This is a genomic window from Actinoplanes sp. 13 (assembly GCF_056134165.1).
This window is the reverse complement of the sequence record NZ_JBVYOQ010000001.1, coordinates 389,105-412,877: the sequence shown is the minus strand read 5'-3', so window position 1 is coordinate 412,877 and position 23,773 is coordinate 389,105. Positions and strand designations below refer to the sequence as shown.

Sequence of the window (23,773 nt, the reverse complement as noted above, 5' to 3'; positions counted from 1 at the left end):
GATGGCGGTGGCCGCCGCGGCGGCCGTGCACGTCCTGGTCGAGCGTCAGGAGACCGTCGCGACCGCCGAGTCGCTCACCGGCGGCCTGGTGGCGGCGACGATCGTGGAGATTCCCGGGGTGAGCAGTGTCTATCGGGGCGGCATGGTGGTCTATGCCACCGAGCTGAAGGGGACGCTCGCCGGCGTACCGAAAGAGCTGCTCGCCGAGCGTGGCCCGGTGGACCGGGACGTGGCCGCCGCGCTGGCGTCCGGCGTCCGGGAACGCTGCGGCGCGGACTGGGGCCTGGCGACCACCGGCGTCGCGGGTCCAGAGCCGCAGGACGGCAAGCCGGTCGGCCTGGTCTATGTGGCGGTGGCCGGCCCGTCGGGGGTCGAGGTGCGCGAGCTGAAACTCACCGGAAACCGGGAGGCCATCCGCACCGAAAGTGTGACCGCCGTCCTGCAACTGCTGGTGGACGCGCTGCGTTCCACCACCGCGTCAGTCTGAGCTGGGAATACCGCCCGTCTGGTGGTGGTTGTCCGGTACTGTGCCGGGCCGGTGGGCCCAGGAATTCGGCGGGGCGGGATGTCGGCGCCGCCCGCGCCAGGTACGGTTGCGAGAAGCCTCCGGCGGATGCCGGCGGCCCCGCTCGCAGGAGGAGGTGCCATGGTCCTGCTACGCCGCGTTATCGGCGACGCACTTCGTGCGCGCCGGCAGGGGCAGCACCGCACGCTGCGCGAGGTGTCGACGGCCGCCAACGTGAGTCTGGGATATCTGTCCGAGATCGAGCGAGGGCAGAAAGAGGCGTCCAGCGAGCTGCTGGCCGCGATCTGCGACGCGCTCGGCGCCCGCCTCTCCGAGTTGCTCAGCGAGGTCAGCAACACCCTGGCCATCGCCGAGAACATGGAGGGCGTCCTGGTCCCGGTGGAGGAATCCGACGTCTCCGTCTCGGTGCACCAGGACTCGCCGCTGAAAGCGACGCTGCGCACGACTCGCAAGCAGCAGCGGGACGTCGTCTACGCTGCTTGATCATGTCATTACGACCGCAGGGCCGCCCCCTCAGGGGCGGCCCTGCGTGCATATCGCCCAGTGCCTCAGGGGGGCGTAGCCTCGATGCCAGGGGAGACCCTGAGATCCCCCGGAGGACACGTGACGCCGCTGGCGTCGAGCTGACACGATGGGTTTCGCGTCACCGTCCGGTAACCCCGTGCCGGTGACGCCTGACGACAGAGCGACTTGAGGGGATACCGCGAGATGGCGAACCCGTTCGTCAAGGGCTGGCATTACATGATGGCGCTCTTCGGCGCGAAAATCGACGAGTACGCCGATCCGAAGGTGCAGATCCAGCAGGCCATCGAGGACGCCCAGCGGCAGCATCAGGCGCTCGTGCAGCAGGCCGCCGCCGTGATCGGCAACCAGCGGCAGCTCGAGATGAAGCTGTCCCGGCAGATGACCGAGGTCGAGAAGCTGCAGGGCATGGCCCGGCAGGCGCTCGTCCTGGCCGACCGGGCACGCGCCGCCGGTGACGAGGCCGAGGCCCAGAAATACGAGTCGACCGCGCAGACCCTGGCGACCCAGCTGGTCTCCGGCGAGCAGTCGATGGAGGATCTGAAGACCCTGCACGACCAGGCGCTCGGCGCCGCCGGTCAGGCACGCAAGGCGGTCGAGAACAACGCGATGGTGCTCCAGCAGCGCATCGCCGAGCGGTCCCGCCTGCTCAGCCAGCTCGAGCAGGCCAAGATGCAGGAGACCGTGGCCAAATCGCTCGAGTCGATGTCGCAGCTGGCCGCGCCGGGCAACACCCCGTCGCTGGACCAGGTGCGCGACAAGATCGAGCAGCGGTACGCGAACGCTATGGGCCGGGCCGAGCTGGCCTCCAACTCGGTCGAGGGCCGGATGCTGGAGGTGCAGAAATCCAGCCTGGACCTGGCTGGGTCGTCGCGCCTGGAGCAGATCCGGGCCAGCATGGCCGGCGAGAAACTGGGCGGCGCCGCGACGCAGCCCGCAGTCGAGCAGAACACCGCGACGCCCACCGCCGACCCGGCGAGCGTGGCCCGGCTCGACGAGATCCGCGCCAGCATGAACCAGAAGCGCGGCGACACCACAGCCGCGGGCTGAGCATCTCACCACGGAGGGGAGCGACGGTGGACGAGCGGACCAGGCACTTCCGGCGGCTCAAGCGGCTGCGCGGATCGGCGCGCCGATGGAGCGTGCTCGGTGGTGGTCTGACCGCGGCGGCCGCCGTCCTCACGCCGTACGCGGGGATCGGCATTGTTGACGCCGCGTGGGCGGCCGGTGCGGGCGCCTCCGCGATGCTGGCCTGGTGGCGCTGGAGCGACCACCGGGAACTCGCCGCGACCCCGGCGCCGCCGCCCTCGCTGCCGGCTTCCGGTCTCACCAAGGCCCTGGAGAAATCCCCGGTCGGGCGGACCGTGCTGCACGAGGTCCGCCGCCAGAAGAACCGGTACGCACTGCGCGGCTCGGTGATCGCCGAGGCGTGGGACCGCCTGGACCGGGCGTCGATGGCGATGGCCGGCCTGGCCGGCCGGCTCACCGGCGAGGGCGAGACCGCGCTGCTGGAGGCTGCCTCCGCCGAGGGCTGGCTGCGCGACCTGGGGCAGCGGGCGGCGAGCGTGGAACGCGCCATCCCGCTCAGCAGGGACGGCAAGCAGGACACCCTGGTCCGGTCGCACGCCACGCTGGCCGAACAGTTCGTCGACGGCGTCGGGGCTTACGAGGACCTGGTCGCGGCCTCGGCGAGTTACGTCGCGGAGGACGGGCACCCGGTGGCCGACAGCCGCCACCCGGCGTACTTCAGCCTGCTCGAGGCGACCGACCGGCTGCGCGGCTTCGCCGAGGGCCTGGCCGAGCTGCGCGACACCACGACCCGTTTCAAGTCAGCGAGCTGAGGGCTGGCACCGGGGGCACCAGTACGTGACCCGTTCACCCTGCTCCGCCTTCTGGATCGCGCTCGCACACCGGCGGCACGGCTGGGCGCGACGACCGTACACATAGCTCGTCTCGCCCCGGCGCAGCGAACCGGTCGTGGTCTGCGTCCAGCGCCCCTTGTTCGAGGCCACCAGTTTCTGCGCCAGCTCCACCGTGGCGGTCAGGTCCGGCACGTCGGCGACCGGCGTCCACGGCCACAGGCCGCGCAGGAACAACGTCTCCGCCTTGTAAAGATTGCCGACGCCGGCCAGGTTCCGCTGGTCGAGCAGCGCCTCCGCGATGCTGGCCGCCGGGTGCGCGGCTATCCGGCGGGTCGCCTCGGCCGGATCCCAGTCGTCGCCGAGCAGATCCGGGCCCAGATGCCCGACCAGCTTCTCCTCCTCCGCGGTCGGGATCAGCATGACCTCGTGCAGGTGGTACCCGACGGCCACGGACCGCTTGGTGCGCAACACCACCCGGATCAGGTGGGCCGGCCGGCCGGTCCAGCGCTCACCCGGCGCGTACGCCCGCCAGGCACCCTCCATCCGCAGATGCGAGTGCAGGGTGTGCGGCGGCCGCCCCTCCTTCTCCAGGCGCAGCAGCAGATGTTTGCCGCGGCTCGCGGACTCGGCCACCGTCCACCCGGTCAGGTCGGTGGTGGCCAGCCGCGGCACCCGGAAGTCGGAGCCCGTCAGCACCTCACCGGTGAGCGCGCGTTCCACGACCCGCGCGGTGTTCCAAACGGTGTCCCCTTCCGGCATGGTCCCTATCGTGCCCGGAATATCCCCGCTCAAGCGCGTGGGCCCGCTCGGCCGGGCCTTTCTTCCCCCGCGCGGGCTCGGCTCTCCCGGGCTCTGCTTTCCCGCGGGCTCCGCTTCCACCGCGGCTCTGGTAAAAGCGCGTGACCCGGCTCGCGCGGGCTGAAAGTCTGCCCGCATGGACTTGGAGATCACCCGCTACTCGGCCGAGCTGGCCGACGTCTTCGCCGAACTCGACGGGTTCTGGCCGGAGTTCATGATCAAGGACCCGGTGGCGGCGCTCTATTACGGCTATTTCGACACTTTCTGGCCGGAGTACGCGCTGCTGGCGACGGACCGGAAGACCGGGCGGGCGGTCGCCAAGGCACATTCGGTGCCGCTCTCGTTCGGCGGCGACATCGCCTCCGGACTGCCGGAAGGCGGCTGGGACTGGGCCGTCCGGGCCGCCGTGCACGACCGGCTGACCGGGGCGACACCGGCCATCGTGTCGGCGCTGGAGATCCTGGTGCGGCCGGACCTGCGGGGCACCGGCCTGTCCGGCCGGATGCTGACGGCGATGCGCGAGAACACGGCCGCGCTGGGATTCACCGACCTCGTCGCGCCGGTCCGGCCGAGCGGGAAACACGCTCAGATCTTCCAACCCATCGACGTGTACGCCCACGCGACCCGACCCGACGGACTGCCCACGGACCCCTGGTTGCGCGTGCACGTCCGGGCCGGTGGGCGAATCGTGAACGTCGCCCACGCCAGCATGGCGATCCCCGGCACGCTGGATCAGTGGCGGTCGTGGACCGGGTTGCCGTTCGACGTCTCCGGGCCGGTGGAGGTGCCTGGCGCGTTGTCGCCGGTGCACTGTGACGTGGATCAGGGGGCCGCGGTCTATGTCGAGCCCAACGTCTGGGTGCATCACCGGATCTGAGGTTCCCGGTCACGGGCCTCGGCGTTCCCGGTCACGGGCCTCGGCGTTTCCGCCACGGGCCGCGTTCCCGGTCACGGGCTCTGGGCGTTCCTTCCGGCAGCTTTGATCCTTCCGGCGGCTCCGCGCTTGCCACCCACCTCTCAGCGGGCGGCGAGCCGGACCAGGTCTCCCGGCCGGACCGACAGGACGACCACCGCCCGGCCGTTGTTCACCGCGATCGCCACCCGATCCGCCGAATCGGGGAAGACCAGCAGCTCACCGGCGTTCACATCGGCGAAGGTGGCGCCGCGGCGGGCCCGCACACTCCCGTTCACCAGGAGTTCCGGTCCGAGGCCGGTGAGCGCCGAACCCTCGGCCGCGAGCTGCACGTTGCCGAACCGGTCCACGGTCAGCACCTCGGCCTCGATCCAGCCGTCCCCGACCGTGACGATCGGGGCCGGTAGTCGTACCAGCGAAACCGGATCCACCGCCGGACCGGCCTCCCCGGCCGCCGCCCCCGCCGCGATCCGGGCCGCGACCGGCGCGAAGACGTCCCGCCCGTGGAACGTCCGGGAGACGTCGCCCAGCATCCAGCTCTTGTTGGTCAGCTGGTGCGCCGACTCGATCCCGCCCAGCGCCTCGGCCGCCCAGATCAGCAGCCCGTTGTCCGGGCCGACCAGAATGCCGCCGGGCGTGGCCAGCACCACTCCGCGCCGGGCCGTGCCGACACCCGGGTCGACCACCGCGAGATGCACTGAAGGCGGCAGGTAGGGCGCGGTCTGCGCCAGCACCGCGGCCCCGCGCGCCACATCGGCCGGCGGCACATGATGGGTGACGTCAATCACCCGTACATCGGGCGCGACCCGCGCGATCGACCCGTGGCAGGCCGCGACGAAGCCGTCGAACGTCCCGTAGTCGGTGGTGAAACTGATCCATCCATAACCGGCCATGGTGGTCAACGTTACTGCGAGTTGCCGTCGGATGTGGACGGGGCACGCCGCGGGCTCAGTTCCCGCCGAGCTGAACCCACTTCGCGCTCCGCTCTGCCGTTTGCCGTGACCAGCCGCCAGCCGTTTGCCGTGACCAGCCGTTTGCCGTGACCAGCCGCCAGCCGCCAGCCGCCTGCCGCCAGCCGTTTGCCGTGACCAGCTGCCTGCCTTGCCGCCTGCCGTGGCCCGCTGCCTGCCTTGCCGCCGCCTGTGCCGTGCGATGCCGGTGCTCCGCCCACCCGTCCCGTGATCTCCGCCCCAGCTTCCCGGTATCTCCGCGTCCGAGGCGAGCCCACCGCCGCGGCATGGCAGGGTTGATTCATGCGTCTCGTGATCTTCACCGAGCCCCAGCAGGGCGCCAGCCACGACGATCTGCTGCGGGTGGCCAAGGCCGCCGAGGACGGCGGGTTCGACGGCTTCTTCCGCTCCGACCACTACCTGAGGATGGGCGACGGGCCGGGCCTGCCAGGTCCCACCGACGCGTGGGTCACGCTCGCCGCGCTGGCGGTCCAGACCTCCCGGATCCGGCTCGGCACGCTGGTCAGCTCGGCCACGTTCCGGCTGCCCGGCCCGCTGGCGATCGCCGTGGCCCAGGTCGACGCGATGAGCGGCGGCCGGATCGAGTTCGGCCTCGGCGGCGGCTGGTTCGAGGCCGAGCACACCGCGTACGGCATCCCGTTCCCGGCCCTCGGCGAACGCTTCGACCGCCTGGAGGAGCAGCTCGCCATCATCACCGGCCTCTGGGGCACGGCCGCCGGCGAGACCTTCGGTTTCGACGGCAAGTTCTACCAGCTGGCCGACTCCCCGGCGCTGCCCAAGCCGGTCCAGTCCCCGCTACCGGTGATCGTCGGCGGTCACGGCAAGAAGCGCACCCCCGCCCTGGCGGCCCGGTACGCCGCCGAGTTCAACGTCCCGTTCTCCAAGATCGAGGACATCCCCGCCCAGTTCGACCGGGTCCGCGCCGCCAGCACCGCCATCGGCCGCGCCGAGCCGCCCGCCTTCTCCGCCGCCGCCGTCCTCTGCGTAGGCCGCGACGACGCCGAGATCCGCCGCCGCGCCGCAGCCATCGGCCGCGAGGTGGAGGAGATGCGCACCAACGGCGGCATCGTAGGCACCCCCGCCGAAGCCGTCGAGACCATCAACCGTTACGCCGAGGCCGGTGCCTCCCGCCTGTTCCTCCAGGTGCTCGACCTCAGCGACCTCGACCACCTGGACCTGGTCGCCGCCGAGGTGGCTCCCCAGCTCTGACCCTCGCCCCCACAGCACCACCGATCCACAGCACCACCGATCCACAGCACCACCGACCCACAGCACCACCGACCCACAGCACCACCGATTCACGATGCCGGCCGCTTTCGAGCGGCCGGCATCGTCGCCCGCGCCTCCTTCACGCCCGCAGCCGCAACCCCCGAGGTGTCGTCCGGAAGCCCGCCGCCGTCAACGCGTCCCGCAACGCCGAAGCATGCACCGACTCACCATCGGCCCGCTCCACCGACATCGCCCCCAGCGCCCCTGACCGCACCGCCCCCGCAAGCCCGTGGGCCGCTTTCGTCAGCGACTCCGCCTCGTCCGTGAACGACAGCAACGTCCGCCCGCCGCGCTCCACATAGAGCACCACCTCACCACCGACCAGCACGACCAGCGCGCCGGCCTTGCGCCCGGCCCGGTGCCCCGCCTTGGCGACCGGCTCCCCGTCACCGCTGTCCACGATCCGGTCCGGCCACGGCAGCGCCGCCCCATAGGGGTTCGCCGGATCGGTGGCCGCCAGCACCACCGCCGTCCCGGCCCGTTTCTCCAGCTCGGCCGGCTCGGCCAGCGCCCGCAGCCGGTCCACCGCACCGGGCACCGCGAACTGTGCCGCCCCGAGCCCTTCGACGAAGTAGCCCCGCCGGGCCGCGCCGCGTTCCTCGAGCGCCGCCAGCACCGGGTAGACCGCCGCGAACCCGCCGGTCACCCCTTCCGCCACGGCCGCGCCCCGGGTCACCACCCCGTGCCGCTCCAGCAGCACGTCCGCGACCGCCGCCGCGCGCCGGGTCGGGTCCAGGTCCCGCTCCGGCAGTCGGGACCACCGCCCGGCCATGTTCAGCGGCCCGGTCCGCGACGGCATCTGCGGCCGCCCCGGGCGCCTGTACCGCGCGCGAGCCGGCGCCGCTTTCGCCTTGTGCGCCCCGCTGCCGCCCAGCATCGCCCGCAGCGGCGCGAACGTGTCGTTGGTCAGGTGGCCGGCCCAGACCAGGTCCCACACGGCGGCCGCCAGGTCGGTGTCGTCGGTCGAGCCGACCCGGTCGGAGAGCGACCGGAAGAACAGCGCCTGCCCGTCCCCGAGGGCGTCCAGGACGGTCTGGTGCAGCGGTGTCGCCGCGAACTCGTCGTCGGGCAGCGGCAGCAGCAGGGCAGCGCTGTCCGCGTACGCCAGGGTCACCCATCCGTCTCCGCCGGCGATCGAGCCGGACCCTGCCCACAGCACCTCGCCGCTGCCGCACAACTCGTCGAGCAGCGGCGCGGCGTAATCGGCCACCCGGGCGGGCAGGACCAGCCGTTCCCAGGCGGAGGCCGGCACCGCGACCCCCTGCACCTGCTCGATCACGGCCGCCACGGCGTCGACCCCACGCGCGTTGCCACCCACCTGCTGCCAGCGGGGCAGGAACGCGGCCAGCACCGCCGGCGGCACCGGCTCGATCTCGCGCCGCAGCGCCGCCAGCGACCGCCGCCGGAGCATGCGCAGCACCTCGGCGTCGCACCACTCGGTGCCGGCGCCGCCCGGCGAGAACTCGCCCGAGGTGACCCGGCCGGTCGCGCTCAGCCGTTTCAGCGCCTGCTCGACGACGAACACGCCCAGCCCGAACCGGGCCGCGCAGGTCGCCGCGGCGAACGGCCCGTGCGTCCGCGCATATCGCGCCACCAGGTCTCCGAGCGGATCGGCGACCGGCTCCAGGTAGGCCTCCGGAATCCCGACCGGCAGCGCCACCCCGAGCGCGTCCCGATAGCGCCCCGCGTCCTCGATGCCGATCCAGCGTTCCTCGCCGGCCACCCGGATCTGCACCACCCGCCGGGCCGCCGCGAGGGTGAGCGCCCACTCCTCGGGCGCACCCCGTTCCGCCAGCTCGGCCGTCGACAGGTCACCCAGGAGTCTGAGCAGCTCGGCGGTGTCCTCGGCGTCACGTGGCGTGCGCTGTTCGGTGCGCCACTGCAGTTGCGCCTCGGTCTCCGCCACCACCTGCGGGTCGAGCAGCTCGCGCAGGTCGACCCGGCCCAGCAGCTCACCCAGCAGGGTGGAGTCCAGGGCGAGGGCCGCCGCCCGCCGTTCCGCGAGCGGGGCGTCCCCCTCGTAGAGGAAAGCGCCGACGTAGCCGAAGAGCAGCGACCGCGCGAACGGCGACGGCCGCGGGGTCTCGGTCTCGATCAGCCGGACCTTGCGTCCGGAGATCTCCCGCATCAGGCCGACCAGGCCCGGAACGTCGAAGACGTCCTGCAGGCACTCCCGGGCAGCCTCGAGCGTCACCGGGAAGTCGGCGAACTCGCGGGCCACGTCGAGCAGCTGCGCCGACCGCTGGCGCTGTTGCCAGAGCGGTTGCCGGCGGCGGGGGTCGCGCCGGGGCAGCAGCAGCGACCGCGCGGCGCACTCCCGGAACCGGGCGGCGAACAGCGCGGACGTGCCGACCGACTCCTCCACCAGCTGGACGATCTCCTCCGGGTCGAACGTGACGAGCTCGGTCCCGGGCGGCTCCTCCGCGGTGTCCGGCAGCCGGATCACTATGCCGTCGTCGGAGGGCATCACCTGACCGTCCACCCCGAACCGCTCGGAGAGCCGCCGGGCGATCGCCAGCGCCCACGGCGCGTTGACCTTGGCGCCCAGCACGCAGTGCACGGTCATCCGCCAGTCGCCCAGCTCGTCGCGGAAGCGTTCCACCACCACGGTCCGGTCGTCCGGCAGGTGCCGGGTGGCCTCGCGCTGCTCCCGCAGATAGGACACCAGGTTGCCGGCCGCCCACTCGTCCAGGCCGGACTCGCGCAGGGCGGCGGTGGCCTTCTCGTCGCCGGCCCGGGTGAGCGCGCGCAGCCGGGCGCCGATGGCCCGCCCCAGCTCGATCGGCCGGCCGGGGGAGTCGCCTTTCCAGAACGGCATCCGGGCCGGCGCCCCCGGGGCGGGGGAGACCAGCACCCGGTCCGGGGTGATGTCCTCGATGCGCCAGGACGTGGAGCCGAGCAGGAAGACGTCGCCGACGCGAGACTCGTACACCATCTCCTCGTCGAGCTCGCCCACCCGCGAAGCCCGTTCCGAACCGGCCAGGAAGACCCCGAAGGTCCCGCGGTCCGGAATGGTCCCGCCGCTGGTCACCGCCAGGCGCTGGGCGCCCGGCCGGCCGGTCAGCTGGTCGGTCCCGCGGTCCCAGACCAGCCGGGGCCGCAGCTCCGCGAAGGCGGTCGAGGGGTAACGCCCGGACAGCATGTCCAGCACCGCGTGCAGCGCCGAGTCGGGCAGCTCGCCGAACGGCGCGGCCCGCCGCACCAGCGCGGCGAGCTCGTCGACCTGCCACGCGTCCAGCGCCACCATCGCGACGATCTGCTGGGCCAGCACATCGAGCGGGTTGCGCGGGTAGTGCAGCTCCTCGATGGCGCCCTCGCCCATCCGCTCCGCCACGACGGCGCAGGAAAGCAGGTCACCACGGTGCTTCGGGAAGACCACGCCGCGCGAGACGGCACCCACCTGGTGCCCGGCCCGGCCGATGCGCTGCAGGCCGGCCGCCACCGACGGCGGCGCCTCGATCTGCACCACCAGGTCGACCGCGCCCATGTCGATGCCGAGCTCCAGGCTGGAGGTCGCGACAACGGCCGGGAGCAGGCCGGACTTGAGCGCCTCCTCGATCTGCTTGCGCTCCTCGCGGGAGACGCTGCCGTGATGAGCCCGGGCGACGAGCGGCGGGGCCCCGCGCGTCCCGCCGGCCTGTGCCATGACCTCGGCGGGCATCCGCACGGACGCCGGCACGAGCCCGGCCGGCTGCCCGGCCGGCTGCCCGGCCTGCTGCTCGGACTGCTGTTCGGTCCGCTCGACGGCCAGCTCGTTCAGCCGGGCGCAGAGCCGCTCGGAGCTGCGCCGCGAGTTGGTGAAGACGATCGTCGACCGGTGCGCCTCGATGAGGTCGAGAACCCGCTCCTCGACGGCCGGCCAGATCGACGGTGTGTGCCGCCCGCCGCCCGGGTCGTCGCCGTCCGGCTCGGGCGCCTCGTCGAGCCGGGTCATGTCCTCCACCGGGACCTCGACGGCGACCTCGATCGTCTTGGCGCTCTTCGGCTGCACGATCTCGACCGGCTGCGCGCCGCCGAGGAACCGCGCCGTCTCGTCGATCGGCCGGACCGTCGCGGACAGCCCGACCCGCTGCGCCGGCCGCTCCAGCAGCGCGTCCAGCCGCTCCAGCGACAGCGCCAGATGCGCGCCGCGCTTGGTGGCAGCGACCGCGTGCACCTCATCGATGATCACTGTCTCGACGCCGCGCAGCGAATCCCTTGCCGCGGAAGTGAGCAGCAGGAACAGCGACTCCGGCGTGGTGATCAGAATGTCCGGCGGGGTGCGGGCGAAGTTGCGCCGCTCGTCCGCCGGGGTATCCCCGGTCCGCATGCCGACGGTGATCTCCGGCGGCGGCAGCCCGAGCCGGCCGGCCGCCTGCCGGATGCCGGTCAGTGGCGCCCGCAGGTTGCGCTCGACATCCACCGCCAGCGCTTTCAGCGGGCTGACGTAGAGCACCCGGCATCGCTGCCGGACCTGCTCGGGCACCGGCTCCCGGGCCAGCTTGTCGAGCGACCAGAGGAACGCGGCCAGCGTCTTGCCGGAACCGGTCGGCGCGACGACGAGCGCATGGCGCCCGGCGCCGATCGCCTGCCACGCGCCGGCCTGGGCAGCGGTGGGCGCGGCGAAGGCAGCCGTGAACCACTCCCGGGTGGCGGGGCCGAACTTCTCGAGCACCTCTCGCATGCCGTTCATCCTGCCCCGGGGGTCTGACAAAAAACCGGCGGCGCGGGCCGGCTGCCCCACTTCCGCCGGTTGCCGGGTCGATCCAGGTGCCTGCGGGCGTACGACCGATCGAAGCGTTCCTCGTGTCCGTCCCGACTGCACGCGGCGACCGGGTGATCGTCGTTCCGTGGGCGGTCTGCGCTGATTATCCTGATACCGACATGATGGGCGGTGCCGATGGCGGTCAGGCAGATGCTCGTCGCCGATCGGTACCGTCTCCTGGAGCCGGTCGGCGCCGGGGGGATGGGACGGGTCTGGCTGGCCCGCGACCAGATGCTCGATCGCGACGTCGCGATCAAGGAGATCGTCCCGCCCGACTGGATGACCGACGCGGAGAAGGATCGGCTCCGCGACCGCACCCTGCGTGAAGCCCGCAGCGCAGCCCGGCTGAACCATCCGAACGTGGTCCGGATCTACGACGTCGTCCGGCACGACGGCCAGTCCTGGATCGTGATGGAGTACATCCCGTCCCGCTCGCTGCACCAGGTCCTTCAGGAAGAAGGCCCCTACGATCCGGCCGGCGCCGCCCGGATCGGGCTCGCCGTGCTCGACGCGCTGGATGCCGCCCACCGCGCCGCGGTCCTGCACCGGGACGTGAAGCCGCACAACGTGCTGATCGGCACCGACGGCCGGGTCGTCCTCACCGACTTCGGCCTGGCCACCTTCCTCGACGACGGCACGATCACCGCACCCGGCCTGATCGTCGGCTCCCCGCAGTACGTCTCACCGGAACGCGCCCGCGACGGCGCCTCCACTGTCGAATCGGACCTCTGGTCCCTGGGCGCGACCGTCTACGCCGCCGTCGAGGGCCGCTCGCCGTACGCCCGCGACTCCGCCATGGCCACCCTCGCCGCCCTGGCCACCGATCCGCCGGATCCACCGGTCCGCGCCGGGCCGCTGGGCCCGGTTCTCGAAGGACTCCTGCGCCACCGCCCCGCCGACCGCCTGACCGCGGCCGAGGCCGAGCACCGGTTGCGCCTGATCATCAGCGTGGACCACCGGGAGATCCCGCTGGTCCCCGGCCAGCGCACCGCGCGGCACCGCCCCGAAGAGCCGCGCACGGAGCCGCGCACGCCGGCGACGGACGCGCCCTGGGAGCACCCCGCCCCGGAAGACCGGGAGCACCCCGCCCCGGAAGACCGGGAGCACATCACGCCGGATGGCCAGGAGCACGTCACCCCGCAGGAACCGAGCGGGTCCACCGCCGGCGCGGCTCCGGAGGTCTCGGAGGAGCCGTCCAAGCCGACGGACGACGCGATCTTCGAATACCCCGCCGTCGAGGCGGAGCCGGACACCGACCCGTTGGAAGCCCCGGCCGCATTGCCGAATCCCGGGCCGGCACCGGGCCCCGACGAGGAAGTGACGACACCTCTGCACCAAGCCGGGCAAGCGCTCGTGCCCGTGGTGTCCCCGCACCGAATCGTCCTGACCGGCCAGGTCCTGAGCCCCGCCAAGGACCGCCCACCACGCGGACCAGGCGCGGCTCAGGCCCGCACCCGTACCCGTACCCGAGCTCGCCGCGCCGCCGTCGCCGGCCTGCTGCTGATCCTGGTCGGCGGAAGCGTGGCAGCGGGATACCTGGCCCAGAACAGCGGACCCCGTCCCCATGTCGTGCTCCCACCCGCAGCCGTCGCCTCCCACTCCACACCGGGCCCATTGCTTCCCGGCGGCGCTCCCGCCCAGCCGCCTCCCGGCGGCGCTCCCACCCAGCCGCCGTCCGCCGGCGCTTCCACCCAGCCGTCCTCCGTGGGCGTCCCCGGCCGGCCGGCCTCTGCGGCTCCCCGCTCGGAACCGGCACCCGAGCGGTCCCCGGCCCGGGGCGCACTGCCGACGACCATCGTCAGGAACTCGGTCGGGACCTCCCCGGCGGCCTGCGACGACCCGCCACCGGCAGACGCCAGGACCACCCCGAGGAGGAATGCCGCCCGCGGTGTCAACGGCTGGAACCTGCACGCCGGCTGGTCGTACTTCAACGACGGCTCCGGTTTCCACATCGCGGTGCCGGACGGTTGGACGTACCAGCGGATCGGCAGGACATACTGCTTCCGCGACCCCCGGAGGCCCGTGGTCCTGACCCTGGATGTGGGCCGCGACCCTGATCTGGATCCGTTGCGTGCCTGCCAGGCCGAGAACCTCCGTCTCCAGCGGGAGGGCGGACCTACCGGTTACACGCTGATCGGTATCACGGCCGTGCCGCTGCTCCACAAGGCGGCCGACTGGGATTACCGCTATCAGGGCGAGGACGGCAGCCCGCGACGCGCCGGCATCCGCTGGTTCACCGTCAACGGCAAGGCTTACGTCCTGGGCTGGGCCACCCCCGACAACACCTGGAACGACGACCTCAGCAAGATCCAGATGGTCCGCAGCACCTTTTACGCCAGCCGCCGCGCAACCGCCGACGCCGATCGCGGCTGACCCGCCGACCGTGATCGACCTGCTGCCCGCTGCCCAAACCCCGCTGCCCGCTGTCTAGCCGGCGCTCGCCGTGGCCAGCTTGATGCCGAAGCCGACGAACAGCGCACCCACCCCCGCCGTGGCGCCCGCCGCCAGCCGCCGACGCTCCCGGAACTGGCCGGCCAGGAACCGCCCGCCGAAGATCAGCGCGGACAGGTAGAGCAGGCTGAAGAACTGCACCACCGCGCCGAGCACCAGGAACGACAACGCCGGGTACGGATAGCCGGGCTCCACGAACTGGATGAAGAACGACACGAAGAACAGGATCGCCTTGGGGTTGAGCAGGCTGATCACAGCGGCCCGCCGGAACGGGTTCTGCAGCTCGGCGAGCTCCGCGGCGTCGACCGCCGCGGCCGCTTCCGCCCGGTTGCGCCAGCGTTTCCAGCTGTTGCGGATGATGTTGACACCCACCCACCCGAGGTAGGCCGCTCCCGCGTACTTCAGCATCAGGAAGAGCGGGGGATAGGCGCCCAGCAACGAGGCCACCCCGGTCGCCGACAGGATCATGAGCACCGCGTCGCCGATGAACACGCCGCACACCGCCTGGTAACCCGCCCGCACACCGCGCCGCGCCCCGACCGACAGCACGTAGATCGAGTTGGGCCCCGGCAGCAGGATGATGGCGATCACGCCGAGGACGTACGCCCAGAAGTCGGTTATTCCCAGCACTGGTCCTCCCTCGTGGATCGAGTGCGGAGCGGGCTCATCCGGCCGCCAGCCGATCCCGCAGGCGCCGCGCGGCCGCCGGCCACTCCTCCGCCGTCATGGCGAACAGTACGGTGTCACGCCAGGTGCCGTCAGGCCGCGGCCGCTGACGCCGGATGACCCCGTCCCGGCCGGCACCCAGGCGCGCGATGGCCCGCTGGGAGCGCTCGTTGCGAACGTCCGTGTACCAGAAGACGCGCTCCGCGCCGAGCACGTCGAACGCCCGCTCCAGCAGCATCAGCTTGGCCTCGGTGTTGACGCCGGTCCGCCACCACTTGCGGCCGACCATGGTGTGCCCGATCCCGAGGGACCGGAAGTTCGTGTCGATGTCGTGGTACGTCGTCATCCCGATCACCGTGCCGGTGGCCGGGTCCACCTGCGCCCACCCGGACCGGTGGCCGAGCCACTGACCACGCAGCACGTCCTCGATGGTCTCGGCGAGCTCCTCGGGGGTGCGCGGACGGGGCGTCGGCAGGTGCTGCCAGACCTCCTCGTCGTCGAGCGCCTCGAACAGGCCCTCGACGTGTCCCGGCGTCAGCGGTTCCAGCCGCACGTGGCGCCCCTCGAGCACCACCGGCGTCTGCCACTGCGACGGGTGCCCGGGCAGATAGCGCGGCGGAGCCACCCGCACGCCCGGGTCGGTCTGCGGGGGCCCGGCCACCTGACGCAACGGCAGCACGCCTGCCCAGTGCGGCAGACCGAGGTCCTCCGGGTCGTCACCCACCCCGCCGGCGCGGACCCGGACCGAGACCTCGACGAGCGGCAGCGCCAGCACGGCCGTCTGAGCCAGCTCCTGCCGGTTGGGCGGCCGGCTGTCGGCGGCCCGGCCTTCGCCGATCTTGTCGGACAGCGCGGTCAGCACCCGTCGCTTCTCGGCCTCGTCGGTCACCGGCCGGGCCACGCCGAGCACGACCACGGAGCGGTAGTTGGCGCTGTGGTTGAACTGGGATCGCGCGTACACCAAGCCGTCCAGCCGAGTGACGGTCACGCAGACCGGCACGCCGTCGCCCCGGGCCTGCAGGCCCAGCCGCCCGCCGGTCGACGCGTGCAGATAGAGCGTGTCGTCGACGCGGACGTGCAGGTTGGGCAGCACCCTGGGCTCGCCGTCGACGACGAATCCGACCGCGCAGTCCCACGCCTCGTCGAGGATGGCGTGGGCGGTCTCGCGCTCGTAGTGCATGCGACTGCGGGTGCGGGTCGCTGTGGTCCGCTCGGTCGGGGGATAGAGGTCGGTCATCGGAGCCTCCCACTGGCGATCTTCTCGGACGGTGAACTGCTTGCGGTGCCATCTGCTTGCGGTGCCATCTGCTTGCGGTGCCATCTGCTTGCGGTGCCATCTGCTTGCGGTGCCATCTGCTTGCGGTGATGACTGTACTAGTACATAATCGTTGCTGTGCCAGCACAGTATCAGGTCGATGGAGAGACCGCCGCCGAGATTTCCGCCAGCATCGAGACCGGCATCGTGCGGGGTGACTGGCGGTCCGGGGCGGCGCTGCCCTCGGTGCGAGTTCTCGCGAGCGCCCTGCATGTGAGCCCCGCCACGGTCGCGAAGGCCTATCAGGAGCTGCGACAACGGGGGGTGATCGAGACCGAGGGTCGCCGGGGCACCCGGGTCAGGGAGCGGCCCGCGGTGGCCGTCCCGCGCTCGCTGCTGCATCCGCCGGTTCCGGAGGGCCTGCGCGACCTCTCGGCCGGCGAGCCGGACATCCTGCTGCTGCCCTCGCTGGGTGCGGCACTCTCGGCCGTCGCCGCGAAGTCCGGGCAACCTCAGGGGTACGCGTCTGCCGTCACCATGCCGGAGCTGATCGACGCCGCCCGTCCCCGGCTCCTGGCGGAGGGCATCCCGGTCGAGGACGCCGCGATCGCAGTGACCGCCGGCGCCCTCGACTCGATCGAGCGGGTGCTGAACGCGCACCTGCGCCCGGGCGACACGATCGCGGTCGAGGATCCCTGCTGGGCCAACCTGATCGACCTGATCGCGGCTCTGGGCCTGCGCCCGGTGCCGGTCGCCGTCGACGCGGAGGGTCCCGACCCCGAGGCACTCGACACCGCCCTGCAGGCCGGCGCCCGCGCCGTGGTCATCACCGTCCGCGCCCAGAACCCGACCGGCGCGGCGGTGAGCGAGCAGCGCGCCGCCCGGCTCCGCGAGGTGCTCACCGGTCGCTCCGACGTCGTGGTCATCGAGGACGATCACGCCGCCGAGCTGGCCGAGCAGGCGCCGCACTGCGTCGGGCCGGTGACCGGGTCGTGGGCCTTCGTCCGCTCGGCCTCGAAACCGTTCGGTCCGGACCTGCGGATCGCGGTGCTGGCCGGCGACGAGACGACGATCGCCCGGGTGGTGGGGCGGATGCGGATCGGCATGGGCTGGGTCTCCACCACACTCCAGCGGCTCCTTCTGCACCTCTGGCAGGACCCCGCGGTCACGGCGCGGGTGGCCGGCGCCGCCCGGGCATACGCGGAACGCCGTCGCGGCCTCCGCGACGCGCTGCGCGCCGCCGGGATTCCCGCGCTCGGTGACAGCGGCATCAATGTCTGGGTCCCGGTGCCCGACGAGACACGTGCCGTCGCTGCGCTGCGCGACGCCGGTTATGCGGTCGCTCCCGGCGCACCGTTCCGGCTCCGCTCCGGTCCGGGAATCCGGGTCACGGTCAGCTCGCTCGACCCCACCGACATCCCGGACCTGGCCCGGGCCGTCGCCGCCGCCGTCGGTGCCGCCGCCCCCATCTCGCCGATCCGCTGATCCCGGCGCCCCCGATCCCGGCGCCCCCGATCCCGGCGCCCCCGATCCCGGCGCCCCCGATCCCGGCGCCCCCGATCCCGGCGCCCCGGCGCCCCGGCGCCCCGGCGCCCGGCGGCTCGGTGGCGGGCTCGTCCGGCCCCGAGGCCGATGGCCCGCGATCGATGCCGTCACCCGACCGGGTCGGGCCGGTCGGCATGCCGCCCGCCGGTACGGGTAGAACGGAGGAATGCCACGCACCGATGCGCCGGTCGGCGCCGAGCGCTGGGTTCCGCCGCGCTCTCAGAGCATCGACGAGCTGAAGTCCGCGGCGGCCGGCTGCCAGGGCTGTGAGCTCTACCAGGACGCCACCCAGACCGTCTTCGGCCGCGGGGCGCCGGACGCGAAGGTCGTGTTCGTCGGCGAGCAGCCGGGCGACGTCGAGGACCAGCGCGGTCTGCCTTTCGTAGGCCCGGCCGGCCGGCTGCTGCGCGAGGCCGTCGACGCTGCCGGCATCGACCCCGCCGATCTCTACATCACCAACGCGGTCAAGCACTTCCGGTTCGAGTTGCGCGGCAAGCGGCGCATCCACCAGAACCCCGGGCCGGCGCACATCACCGCCTGCCGGCCCTGGCTGGTCTCGGAGTTCTCGCTGCTGAAGCCCGAGCTGGTGGTCATCCTCGGGGCGACCGCGGGGCGCGCGCTGCTGGGGCCCGCGTTCCGGGTGACCAAGTCGCGCGGGCAGCTGATGCCCTGGCCGGCGTCGGCTCAGCATCCGGAGGACTTCCCGCTGACCGAGATCCAGGCACTGGCCACGATCCATCCGTCGGCGGTGCTGCGGGCGGACGACCGTGACGCGGCATACCAGGGCCTGGTCGACGATCTCAAGGTGGCCGCCACGGCGCTGTCCTGAGTGGCCCGACCAGATCTGGGTACGCTCGAACGGTGCGGTTGACAGATTTCTGGGGACGTCTCGAGCAGAGTTTCGGGCGGGCCTACGCCCGCAGCATGGCGGCGGATCATGCTTTTTCGGATCTCGGGGGACGGACCATAGACCAGGCAATTGCGCAGGGTATCGAAACGGCTACCATCTGGCGCGCTGTGGTCTCCAGTTACCCCGATCGAGTGCCCGCTCGACTACGCTGAGCTGCTTTCGTACACCCGTTCGGCGTGTCGTTCGATCGTCGTACAGGTGTTCGGCTATTGTCCATAGCGGCTTGGCATCCACAGCCTGGCGGTGGGGTGGAAGATTTTTGTCATACCCACCGCATACCGTGTCGGCCGTGATGAACAAGAGCTCTTCGACGAAGAACGCGAAGTCGAATACAGGGGTGGCGGCAATGGCAGCAGGACCGGACCGGGAAAAGGCGCTCGAGCTGGCGCTGGCACAGATCGACAAGCAGTTCGGCAAGGGCTCGGTGATGAGGCTCGGGGAGCGGCCGGTCGTGCAGACCGCTGTCATCCCGACCAGCTCCATCGCCCTCGACGTGGCGCTCGGGGTCGGCGGTCTGCCGCGGGGCCGGGTCATCGAGATCTACGGGCCGGAGTCGAGCGGTAAGACCACGGTCGCGCTGCACGCGGTGGCCAACGCGCAGAAGGCCGGCGGCATCGCGGCGTTCATCGACGCCGAGCACGCGCTCGACCCGGATTACGCGCGGGCCCTGGGCGTCGACACGGATGCCCTGCTCATCTCCCAGCCGGACACCGGCGAGCAGGCGCTCGAGATCGCGGACATGCTGATCCGCTCCGGCGCACTCGACATCATCGTCATCGACTCGGTCGCCGCGCTGGTCCCGCGCGCCGAGATCGAGGGCGAGATGGGTGACAGCCACGTGGGTCTCCAGGCCCGGCTGATGAGCCAGGCCCTGCGGAAGATCACCGGCATCCTGAGCAACTCCGGGACGACGGCGATCTTCATCAACCAGCTCCGCGAGAAGATCGGTGTCATGTTCGGCTCGCCCGAGACGACGACCGGTGGCCGCGCGCTCAAGTTCTACGCGTCCGTGCGGCTCGACGTGCGCCGCATCGAGAGCCTGAAGGACGGCACCGACGTGGTCGGCAACCGGACCCGGGTCAAGGTCGTGAAGAACAAGGTGGCCGCGCCGTTCAAGCAGGCCGAGTTCGACATCATGTACGGCAAGGGCATCTCCCGCGAGGGTTCGCTCATCGATGTCGGCGTCGAGCAGAGCATCATCCGCAAGTCCGGCGCTTGGTACACGTATGACGGCGACCAGCTGGGCCAGGGCAAGGAGAAGGCGCGGGAGTTCCTCAAGGAGAACCCCGACGTGGCCGCCGAGATCGAGAAGAAGATCCTGGAGAAGCTCGGTGTGGGGCAGACCACCGGGGACGCCGCGGGCGGCCCCGAGCTCCCGCCGGTCGACTTCTGATCCCGGTAATCCGTGATGGCCGGACGACGTGGCGCCAGGTCCGGGCGAGGATGGGATGCCATCCCGCCCCGGGCCGGCGCTGGCGGCTCCGAGACTGCTGGCGGCTCCGGGACCGCTGACGGCTTCGAGGTCGCTGACGGCGACTCGGGGGCTTACCAGGGTGGTGCGGGGCGACGCCGGCGGGCAGCCGGCTCACGGCGCTCGCCGGACGGCACCACGCCACCGGGCACGGACGACCTCTTCGGTGAATCGGCCGAGCGCAAGCCGGCGAAACCGCCGCAGAGCGAGCCCGAGCGGGCGCGGGAGATCTGCCTCCGGCAGCTCGCCGTCCGCCCGCGGACCCGTGCCGAGCTGGCCAAGGTGCTGGCCCGCAAGGAGATCTCCGAAGAGGTGATCGCCGAGGTCCTCGACCGTTACGACGAGGTCGGCATCATCGACGACGCGGCGTTCGCCCGGGCCTGGGTCTCCAGCCGGCATCATGGGCGCGGCCTGGCTCGCCGGGCGCTCGCCAACGAGCTGCGCCAGCGCGGCGTGGACGCGGAGACCGCGGGTGAGGCGCTGGATGTGCTCGACGACGAGTCCGAGGCCGCCGCGGCGCGCGCCCTGGTGGATCGCAAGCTGCGGTCGGCCCACGGCACGCCCGAAGCGGTCTTCCGCCGGCTCGTGGCCATGCTCGCCCGCAAGGGCTATTCCGCCGGCGTCGCCATCCGGGCCGTCAAGGACGCGATGGCCGACCGCGACGCCGAAGAAGCCGAGTTCGCCGACGCCATCGACGCCGACGCCCTGGCAGACCAGGCCGTCGATCCGCCGGCCTGACGGCCAGGTGAGTCCCGGCCTGACGGCCAGGTGAGTCCCGGCCCGACGGCCAGGTGAGTCCCGGCCCGAGGGTCAGGTGAGTCCCGGCCTGACGACTGGGCCGGTGAGCGCCCGGCCCGACGACTGGGCCGGTCATCGGGCGACCCCACGCCGACCGGAGCCGCGGTGCCCAACCCTCGGCTTCGACCGGCTTTTCCCGGCCGCATCCGGCGAGGCGTGGCATTGGTGACGTTCCTGACCCGTCTCACCGATATAGTCCCGATGTGAGGATCTTTCCTCTTGCATCCGTTCGGGGTGGGTCCCCGTTGCGTTCCCGCGAACGCGACAACCGGCCCGCTCCACTGTCACGCTCCGTGTTGCCCAGCGCTTCCGGTGGCGTGTCCGGGGATAATGGAGGGCGAGACTCTCGGCCGGGTGCGGGCTCTGTCTGCTCCAGGCGTGATCGCACGGTACGTCGGAAATATCCCGGCGGGATCGTGAGCTGGGCGTAAGCATGTCTGTGCCCTACGTCCTATCCGCTGCCGAATCATGAGTCCTTGACCGAACCGGTGCTTGCGACCTAGCCTCGCGTTACACAAGGTTTGTTCGACCATCGCATGCAACAGGCACAACATAGATCGCATCACATTACGGCATCACTTGGCCGCCAACCGGCCTCGTGAAGCCTCCATCGGCCGCTGACCGCGCGGCAGGTGGCGCGACATAACGGCGGTTGACCCCACAACTCCACACACTCCGATCCGAGCAACGATCGGCTGGCTCGCAGGCTGGAGACGGCAGATCATCCTCGACAGATAAGCCACTAAGAGTGACTCGACCGGCGATCGGTCAGCCGCGACCCGGCCGCATCAAGGCCGCGACCCGGCCACCAGGCCAGGGGCCGCGACCACGGCAAGCCGCGAAGAGTCCTTCGTATCGGTGAATCTGACAGCCGGCAGCACCGGCTCCGAGGAGCAACGGCCGATCAGTCTGCGGTCACGGAGGCCCGGGTCCACGAAGCCACCGGCTCTCGTGGCCCCAGACCGACGTACCAAAAGCTCGAAGCCGAGGCAGCCGAAGCCCAAGGCCGAAGCCGAAAGCCGAAGTCGAAGGCCGAAGCCGAAGCTCGACACCGAGGTGGCCGAGGCCGAGGCCGAAGATCGAGGTTGACGCGACCGACCAGCCAGGTTCACGTAACCAGGTCTCAGAGGTTCACGTAACCACGGCCGGCAAGCCACGGCGAAGAAGCCGGCCACCACGGATCTCGGAGATCGCCCCGGAGCCCGGAAGGGATCCGAACGTCGAAGGCGGAGCGTGTGAGCCCGGGGTTCACCGCCGCCTGCGGTCATCTGCCTTGGTCGGGCATCCCGCAGAGAGGCCGCGCGCGTGCACATCGCGCCGGCGGCGAAGGGAGACGCGGCGAGATGACCCCCCTGGCCTGGGTGCTCGTGGTTGCGACGATCGTGCTCGCCGCGTCGGTGATAGCCGGGATCTTCTTCGGCGTGCGAGCCGTGCGCAATCTGCAGGCGGTGCGGCAGGACGCCCAGGTGCGCCAGGACCAGGCGGTCGGGGACGCCCAGGCCAAGGTCGCCGACGCCAATGCGAAAGCCGCTTCGGTACGCGCTGAGACCGCCGCCGCGAAGGCGGAGGCGAACGCCGCCCGGGCCGAGGCCCGTCGTGTCCTGGAGACCGCGCACAGCGAGGCCGACACCATCCTGGAGCACGCCCACCGGCAGGCCGAGACCGACGCCGAGCAGGTGCGTGCCGCCGCCCGCCGGTCCGGGGAGCGGGAGATCGCCCTGCTCAACGCCACGGTGAAGGAGCAGGCCGCGGAGGTGGAGCGCCGCGCCGCCCGGATCGACGAGCGGGAGCGGCTGCACGCCGAGGAGGTGGAGCGCCTGGTCGAGCGGGAGCGCCGGCTGGCCACCCTGGAGACCGACCTGGCCTCCCGCGAGGCGCTCGTGGCGAAGCGGGAGGCGGAGCTCACCAAGGCGGAGGAGACCCGCCGCCGGGAGTTGGAGCGGATCGCCGGGTTGACCGCGGACACCGCCCGTACCGAGCTGATCGAGGCGATCGAGGGGCAGGCGAAGCGGGAGGCCGCCATCCTGATCCGGGACATCGAGACCGAGGCGAAGAGCACCGCGGACACCCGGGCCCGGCACATCGTGGTCGACGCGATCCAGCGGATCGCCAGTGAGCAGACCGCGGAGAGTGTGGTCAGCGTCCTGCATCTGCCCAGCGATGAGATGAAGGGCCGGATCATCGGCCGGGAGGGCCGCAACATCCGGGCCTTCGAGTCGACCACCGGCGTCAACCTGATCATCGACGACACCCCGGAGGCGGTGCTGCTCTCCTGCTTCGATCCGGTACGCCGGGAGGTCGGCCGCCTGACGCTGGAGAAACTGGTGCTGGACGGCCGGATCCACCCGCACCGCATCGAGGAGGTCTTCGACAGCGCCAAGAACGAGGTGGAGCGCCTGTGCGACCGGGCCGCCGAGGAGGCGCTGGTCGACGTCGGGCTCACGAACATCCACCCGGAGCTGGTGAAGCTGCTGGGCCGGCTGCGGTACCGCACCAGTTACGGCCAGAACGTGCTGAAGCATCTGGTGGAGACCGCGCACATCGCCGGCATCATGGCCGCCGAACTGGGCCTGGACGTGCCGACGATGAAGCGGGCCGCGTTCCTGCACGACATCGGCAAGGCGCTGACCCACGAGGTGGAGGGCAGTCACGCGCTGATCGGCGCGGATCTGGCGCGCAAGTACGGCGAGCACGAGGACGTCGTCCACGCGATCGAGGCCCACCACAACGAGGTGCCGCCGCAGACCATCGAGGCTGTTCTCACGCAGGCGGCCGACGCCTGTTCCGGGGGCCGCCCGGGCGCCCGGCGGGAGAGCCTGGAGGCGTACGTCAAGCGCCTGGAGCGGATCGAGGAGATCGCCGGCGGCAAGTCCGGCGTCGAGAAGGTTTTCGCGATGCAGGCCGGCCGGGAGATCCGGGTGATGGTCCGCCCGGACGACATCGACGACATCGGCGCCGCGGTGCTGGCCCGGGATGTGGCCAAGCAGATCGAGGAGGAGCTGACCTACCCGGGCCAGATCCGCGTCACGGTCGTTCGCGAGTCCCGTGTCACGGAGCTGGCCCGGTGAGGCG

At 71.9% G+C, this 23,773-nt stretch carries 18 protein-coding genes; 13 read left to right on the top strand and 5 right to left on the bottom strand.

The genetic code is table 11. From position 1 onward, the window contains the following. Position 1: 1 nt before the first annotated feature. The 4 genes from AC0NH5_RS01825 to pspM all read left to right on the top strand — a co-directional run bounded on the left by AC0NH5_RS01825 (position 2) and on the right by pspM (position 2,889). Entirely contained in the window at positions 2-487 is a 486-nt protein-coding gene (locus AC0NH5_RS01825; RefSeq protein ID WP_474400315.1) for a CinA family protein, read from the top strand. 159 nt (positions 488-646) lie between these two features. Next, entirely contained in the window at positions 647-1,009 is a 363-nt protein-coding gene (locus tag AC0NH5_RS01820; RefSeq protein WP_474399085.1) for a helix-turn-helix domain-containing protein, read from the top strand. A 225-nt stretch (positions 1,010-1,234) separates the two neighbouring features. Beyond that, entirely contained in the window at positions 1,235-2,098 is an 864-nt protein-coding gene (locus AC0NH5_RS01815; protein ID WP_474399083.1) for a PspA/IM30 family protein, read from the top strand. Positions 2,099-2,124: 26 nt separating this feature from the next. Then, positions 2,125-2,889 carry a phage shock envelope stress response protein PspM gene (gene pspM / locus AC0NH5_RS01810; RefSeq protein ID WP_474399080.1) on the top strand — a complete coding sequence of 255 codons (765 nt, stop codon included), beginning with the start codon at positions 2,125-2,127 and terminating at the stop codon, positions 2,887-2,889. Here the strand turns inward: pspM and AC0NH5_RS01805 are convergent. After that, positions 2,878-3,669, bottom strand: coding sequence for a DNA-formamidopyrimidine glycosylase family protein (locus AC0NH5_RS01805; RefSeq protein ID WP_474399078.1), 792 nt, complete (start codon positions 3,667-3,669; stop codon positions 2,878-2,880). The two genes, pspM and AC0NH5_RS01805, sit on opposite strands and share 12 nt — an antisense overlap. Positions 3,670-3,844: 175 nt before the next feature. Here AC0NH5_RS01805 and AC0NH5_RS01800 point away from each other — a divergent pair, with 175 nt between their 5' ends. After that, on the top strand, positions 3,845-4,585 hold the full coding sequence (locus tag AC0NH5_RS01800; RefSeq protein ID WP_474399076.1) for an N-acetyltransferase: 741 nt from the start codon (positions 3,845-3,847) through the stop codon (positions 4,583-4,585). Between the two features lie 140 nt (positions 4,586-4,725). Here the strand turns inward: AC0NH5_RS01800 and AC0NH5_RS01795 are convergent, their stop codons facing one another. After that, on the bottom strand, positions 4,726-5,514 hold the full coding sequence (locus AC0NH5_RS01795; protein ID WP_474399073.1) for an SAM hydrolase/SAM-dependent halogenase family protein: 789 nt from the start codon (positions 5,512-5,514) through the stop codon (positions 4,726-4,728). Positions 5,515-5,874: 360 nt separating this feature from the next. Here AC0NH5_RS01795 and AC0NH5_RS01790 point away from each other — a divergent pair, with 360 nt between their 5' ends. Continuing rightward, entirely contained in the window at positions 5,875-6,801 is a 927-nt protein-coding gene (locus AC0NH5_RS01790) for an LLM class F420-dependent oxidoreductase (RefSeq protein WP_474399070.1), read from the top strand. Positions 6,802-6,940: 139 nt separating this feature from the next. Here the strand turns inward: AC0NH5_RS01790 and AC0NH5_RS01785 are convergent, their stop codons facing one another. Beyond that, on the bottom strand, positions 6,941-11,533 hold the full coding sequence (locus AC0NH5_RS01785; RefSeq protein WP_474399068.1) for an ATP-dependent helicase: 4,593 nt from the start codon (positions 11,531-11,533) through the stop codon (positions 6,941-6,943). A gap of 207 nt (positions 11,534-11,740) precedes the next feature. Between AC0NH5_RS01785 and AC0NH5_RS01780 the strand changes: the two genes are divergently transcribed. After that, complete coding sequence (locus tag AC0NH5_RS01780; RefSeq protein WP_474399066.1) at positions 11,741-13,978, top strand: serine/threonine-protein kinase; 2,238 nt, start codon at positions 11,741-11,743, stop codon at positions 13,976-13,978. Positions 13,979-14,032: 54 nt separating this feature from the next. On the opposite strand, the gene leuE is transcribed toward AC0NH5_RS01780, so the two are convergent. Together leuE and AC0NH5_RS01770 are read right to left on the bottom strand one after the other, a co-directional pair. Beyond that, positions 14,033-14,686, bottom strand: a complete 654-nt coding sequence (gene leuE, locus AC0NH5_RS01775) for a leucine efflux protein LeuE (RefSeq protein WP_474399064.1) — start codon at positions 14,684-14,686, stop codon at positions 14,033-14,035. 34 nt (positions 14,687-14,720) lie between these two features. Then, positions 14,721-15,959, bottom strand: coding sequence for a bifunctional pyridoxamine 5'-phosphate oxidase family protein/GNAT family N-acetyltransferase (locus AC0NH5_RS01770; RefSeq protein WP_474399062.1), 1,239 nt, complete (start codon positions 15,957-15,959; stop codon positions 14,721-14,723). Between the two features lie 156 nt (positions 15,960-16,115). On the opposite strand from AC0NH5_RS01770, the gene AC0NH5_RS01765 reads away from it, so the two are divergent. From AC0NH5_RS01765 to rny, 6 genes are all read left to right on the top strand, one after another. After that, on the top strand, positions 16,116-17,462 hold the full coding sequence (locus AC0NH5_RS01765) for an aminotransferase class I/II-fold pyridoxal phosphate-dependent enzyme (RefSeq protein WP_474399060.1): 1,347 nt from the start codon (positions 16,116-16,118) through the stop codon (positions 17,460-17,462). A 226-nt stretch (positions 17,463-17,688) separates the two neighbouring features. Further along, complete coding sequence (locus AC0NH5_RS01760; protein WP_474399059.1) at positions 17,689-18,351, top strand: UdgX family uracil-DNA binding protein; 663 nt, start codon at positions 17,689-17,691, stop codon at positions 18,349-18,351. A 32-nt stretch (positions 18,352-18,383) separates the two neighbouring features. After that, positions 18,384-18,584 carry a DUF3046 domain-containing protein gene (locus tag AC0NH5_RS01755; protein WP_474399057.1) on the top strand — a complete coding sequence of 67 codons (201 nt, stop codon included), beginning with the start codon at positions 18,384-18,386 and terminating at the stop codon, positions 18,582-18,584. Positions 18,585-18,778: 194 nt separating this feature from the next. Further along, a complete protein-coding gene (gene recA, locus AC0NH5_RS01750) occupies positions 18,779-19,825 on the top strand; it encodes a recombinase RecA (protein WP_474399054.1) in 1,047 nt (348 codons plus the stop codon). A gap of 15 nt (positions 19,826-19,840) precedes the next feature. Next, positions 19,841-20,641, top strand: coding sequence for a regulatory protein RecX (locus AC0NH5_RS01745; RefSeq protein WP_474399052.1), 801 nt, complete (start codon positions 19,841-19,843; stop codon positions 20,639-20,641). Between the two features lie 1,403 nt (positions 20,642-22,044). Then, complete coding sequence (gene rny / locus AC0NH5_RS01740; RefSeq protein ID WP_474399051.1) at positions 22,045-23,769, top strand: ribonuclease Y; 1,725 nt, start codon at positions 22,045-22,047, stop codon at positions 23,767-23,769. Positions 23,770-23,773: the final 4 nt, after the last annotated feature.

Coding starts and splice junctions, on each gene's coding strand:
- AC0NH5_RS01790 (WP_474399070.1), top strand. CDS start 5,875: ATGCGTCTCGTGATCTTCACCGAGCCCCAGCAGGGCGCCAGCCACGAC.
- recA (WP_474399054.1), top strand. CDS start 18,779: ATGGCAGCAGGACCGGACCGGGAAAAGGCGCTCGAGCTGGCGCTGGCA.
- AC0NH5_RS01795 (WP_474399073.1), bottom strand. CDS start 5,514: ATGGCCGGTTATGGATGGATCAGTTTCACCACCGACTACGGGACGTTC.
- AC0NH5_RS01800 (WP_474399076.1), top strand. CDS start 3,845: ATGGACTTGGAGATCACCCGCTACTCGGCCGAGCTGGCCGACGTCTTC.
- AC0NH5_RS01805 (WP_474399078.1), bottom strand. CDS start 3,669: ATGCCGGAAGGGGACACCGTTTGGAACACCGCGCGGGTCGTGGAACGC.
- AC0NH5_RS01770 (WP_474399062.1), bottom strand. CDS start 15,959: ATGACCGACCTCTATCCCCCGACCGAGCGGACCACAGCGACCCGCACC.
- rny (WP_474399051.1), top strand. CDS start 22,045: ATGACCCCCCTGGCCTGGGTGCTCGTGGTTGCGACGATCGTGCTCGCC.
- AC0NH5_RS01825 (WP_474400315.1), top strand. CDS start 2: ATGGCGGTGGCCGCCGCGGCGGCCGTGCACGTCCTGGTCGAGCGTCAG.
- AC0NH5_RS01745 (WP_474399052.1), top strand. CDS start 19,841: ATGGCCGGACGACGTGGCGCCAGGTCCGGGCGAGGATGGGATGCCATC.
- AC0NH5_RS01760 (WP_474399059.1), top strand. CDS start 17,689: ATGCCACGCACCGATGCGCCGGTCGGCGCCGAGCGCTGGGTTCCGCCG.
- AC0NH5_RS01780 (WP_474399066.1), top strand. CDS start 11,741: ATGGCGGTCAGGCAGATGCTCGTCGCCGATCGGTACCGTCTCCTGGAG.
- AC0NH5_RS01815 (WP_474399083.1), top strand. CDS start 1,235: ATGGCGAACCCGTTCGTCAAGGGCTGGCATTACATGATGGCGCTCTTC.
- AC0NH5_RS01820 (WP_474399085.1), top strand. CDS start 647: ATGGTCCTGCTACGCCGCGTTATCGGCGACGCACTTCGTGCGCGCCGG.
- AC0NH5_RS01785 (WP_474399068.1), bottom strand. CDS start 11,533: ATGAACGGCATGCGAGAGGTGCTCGAGAAGTTCGGCCCCGCCACCCGG.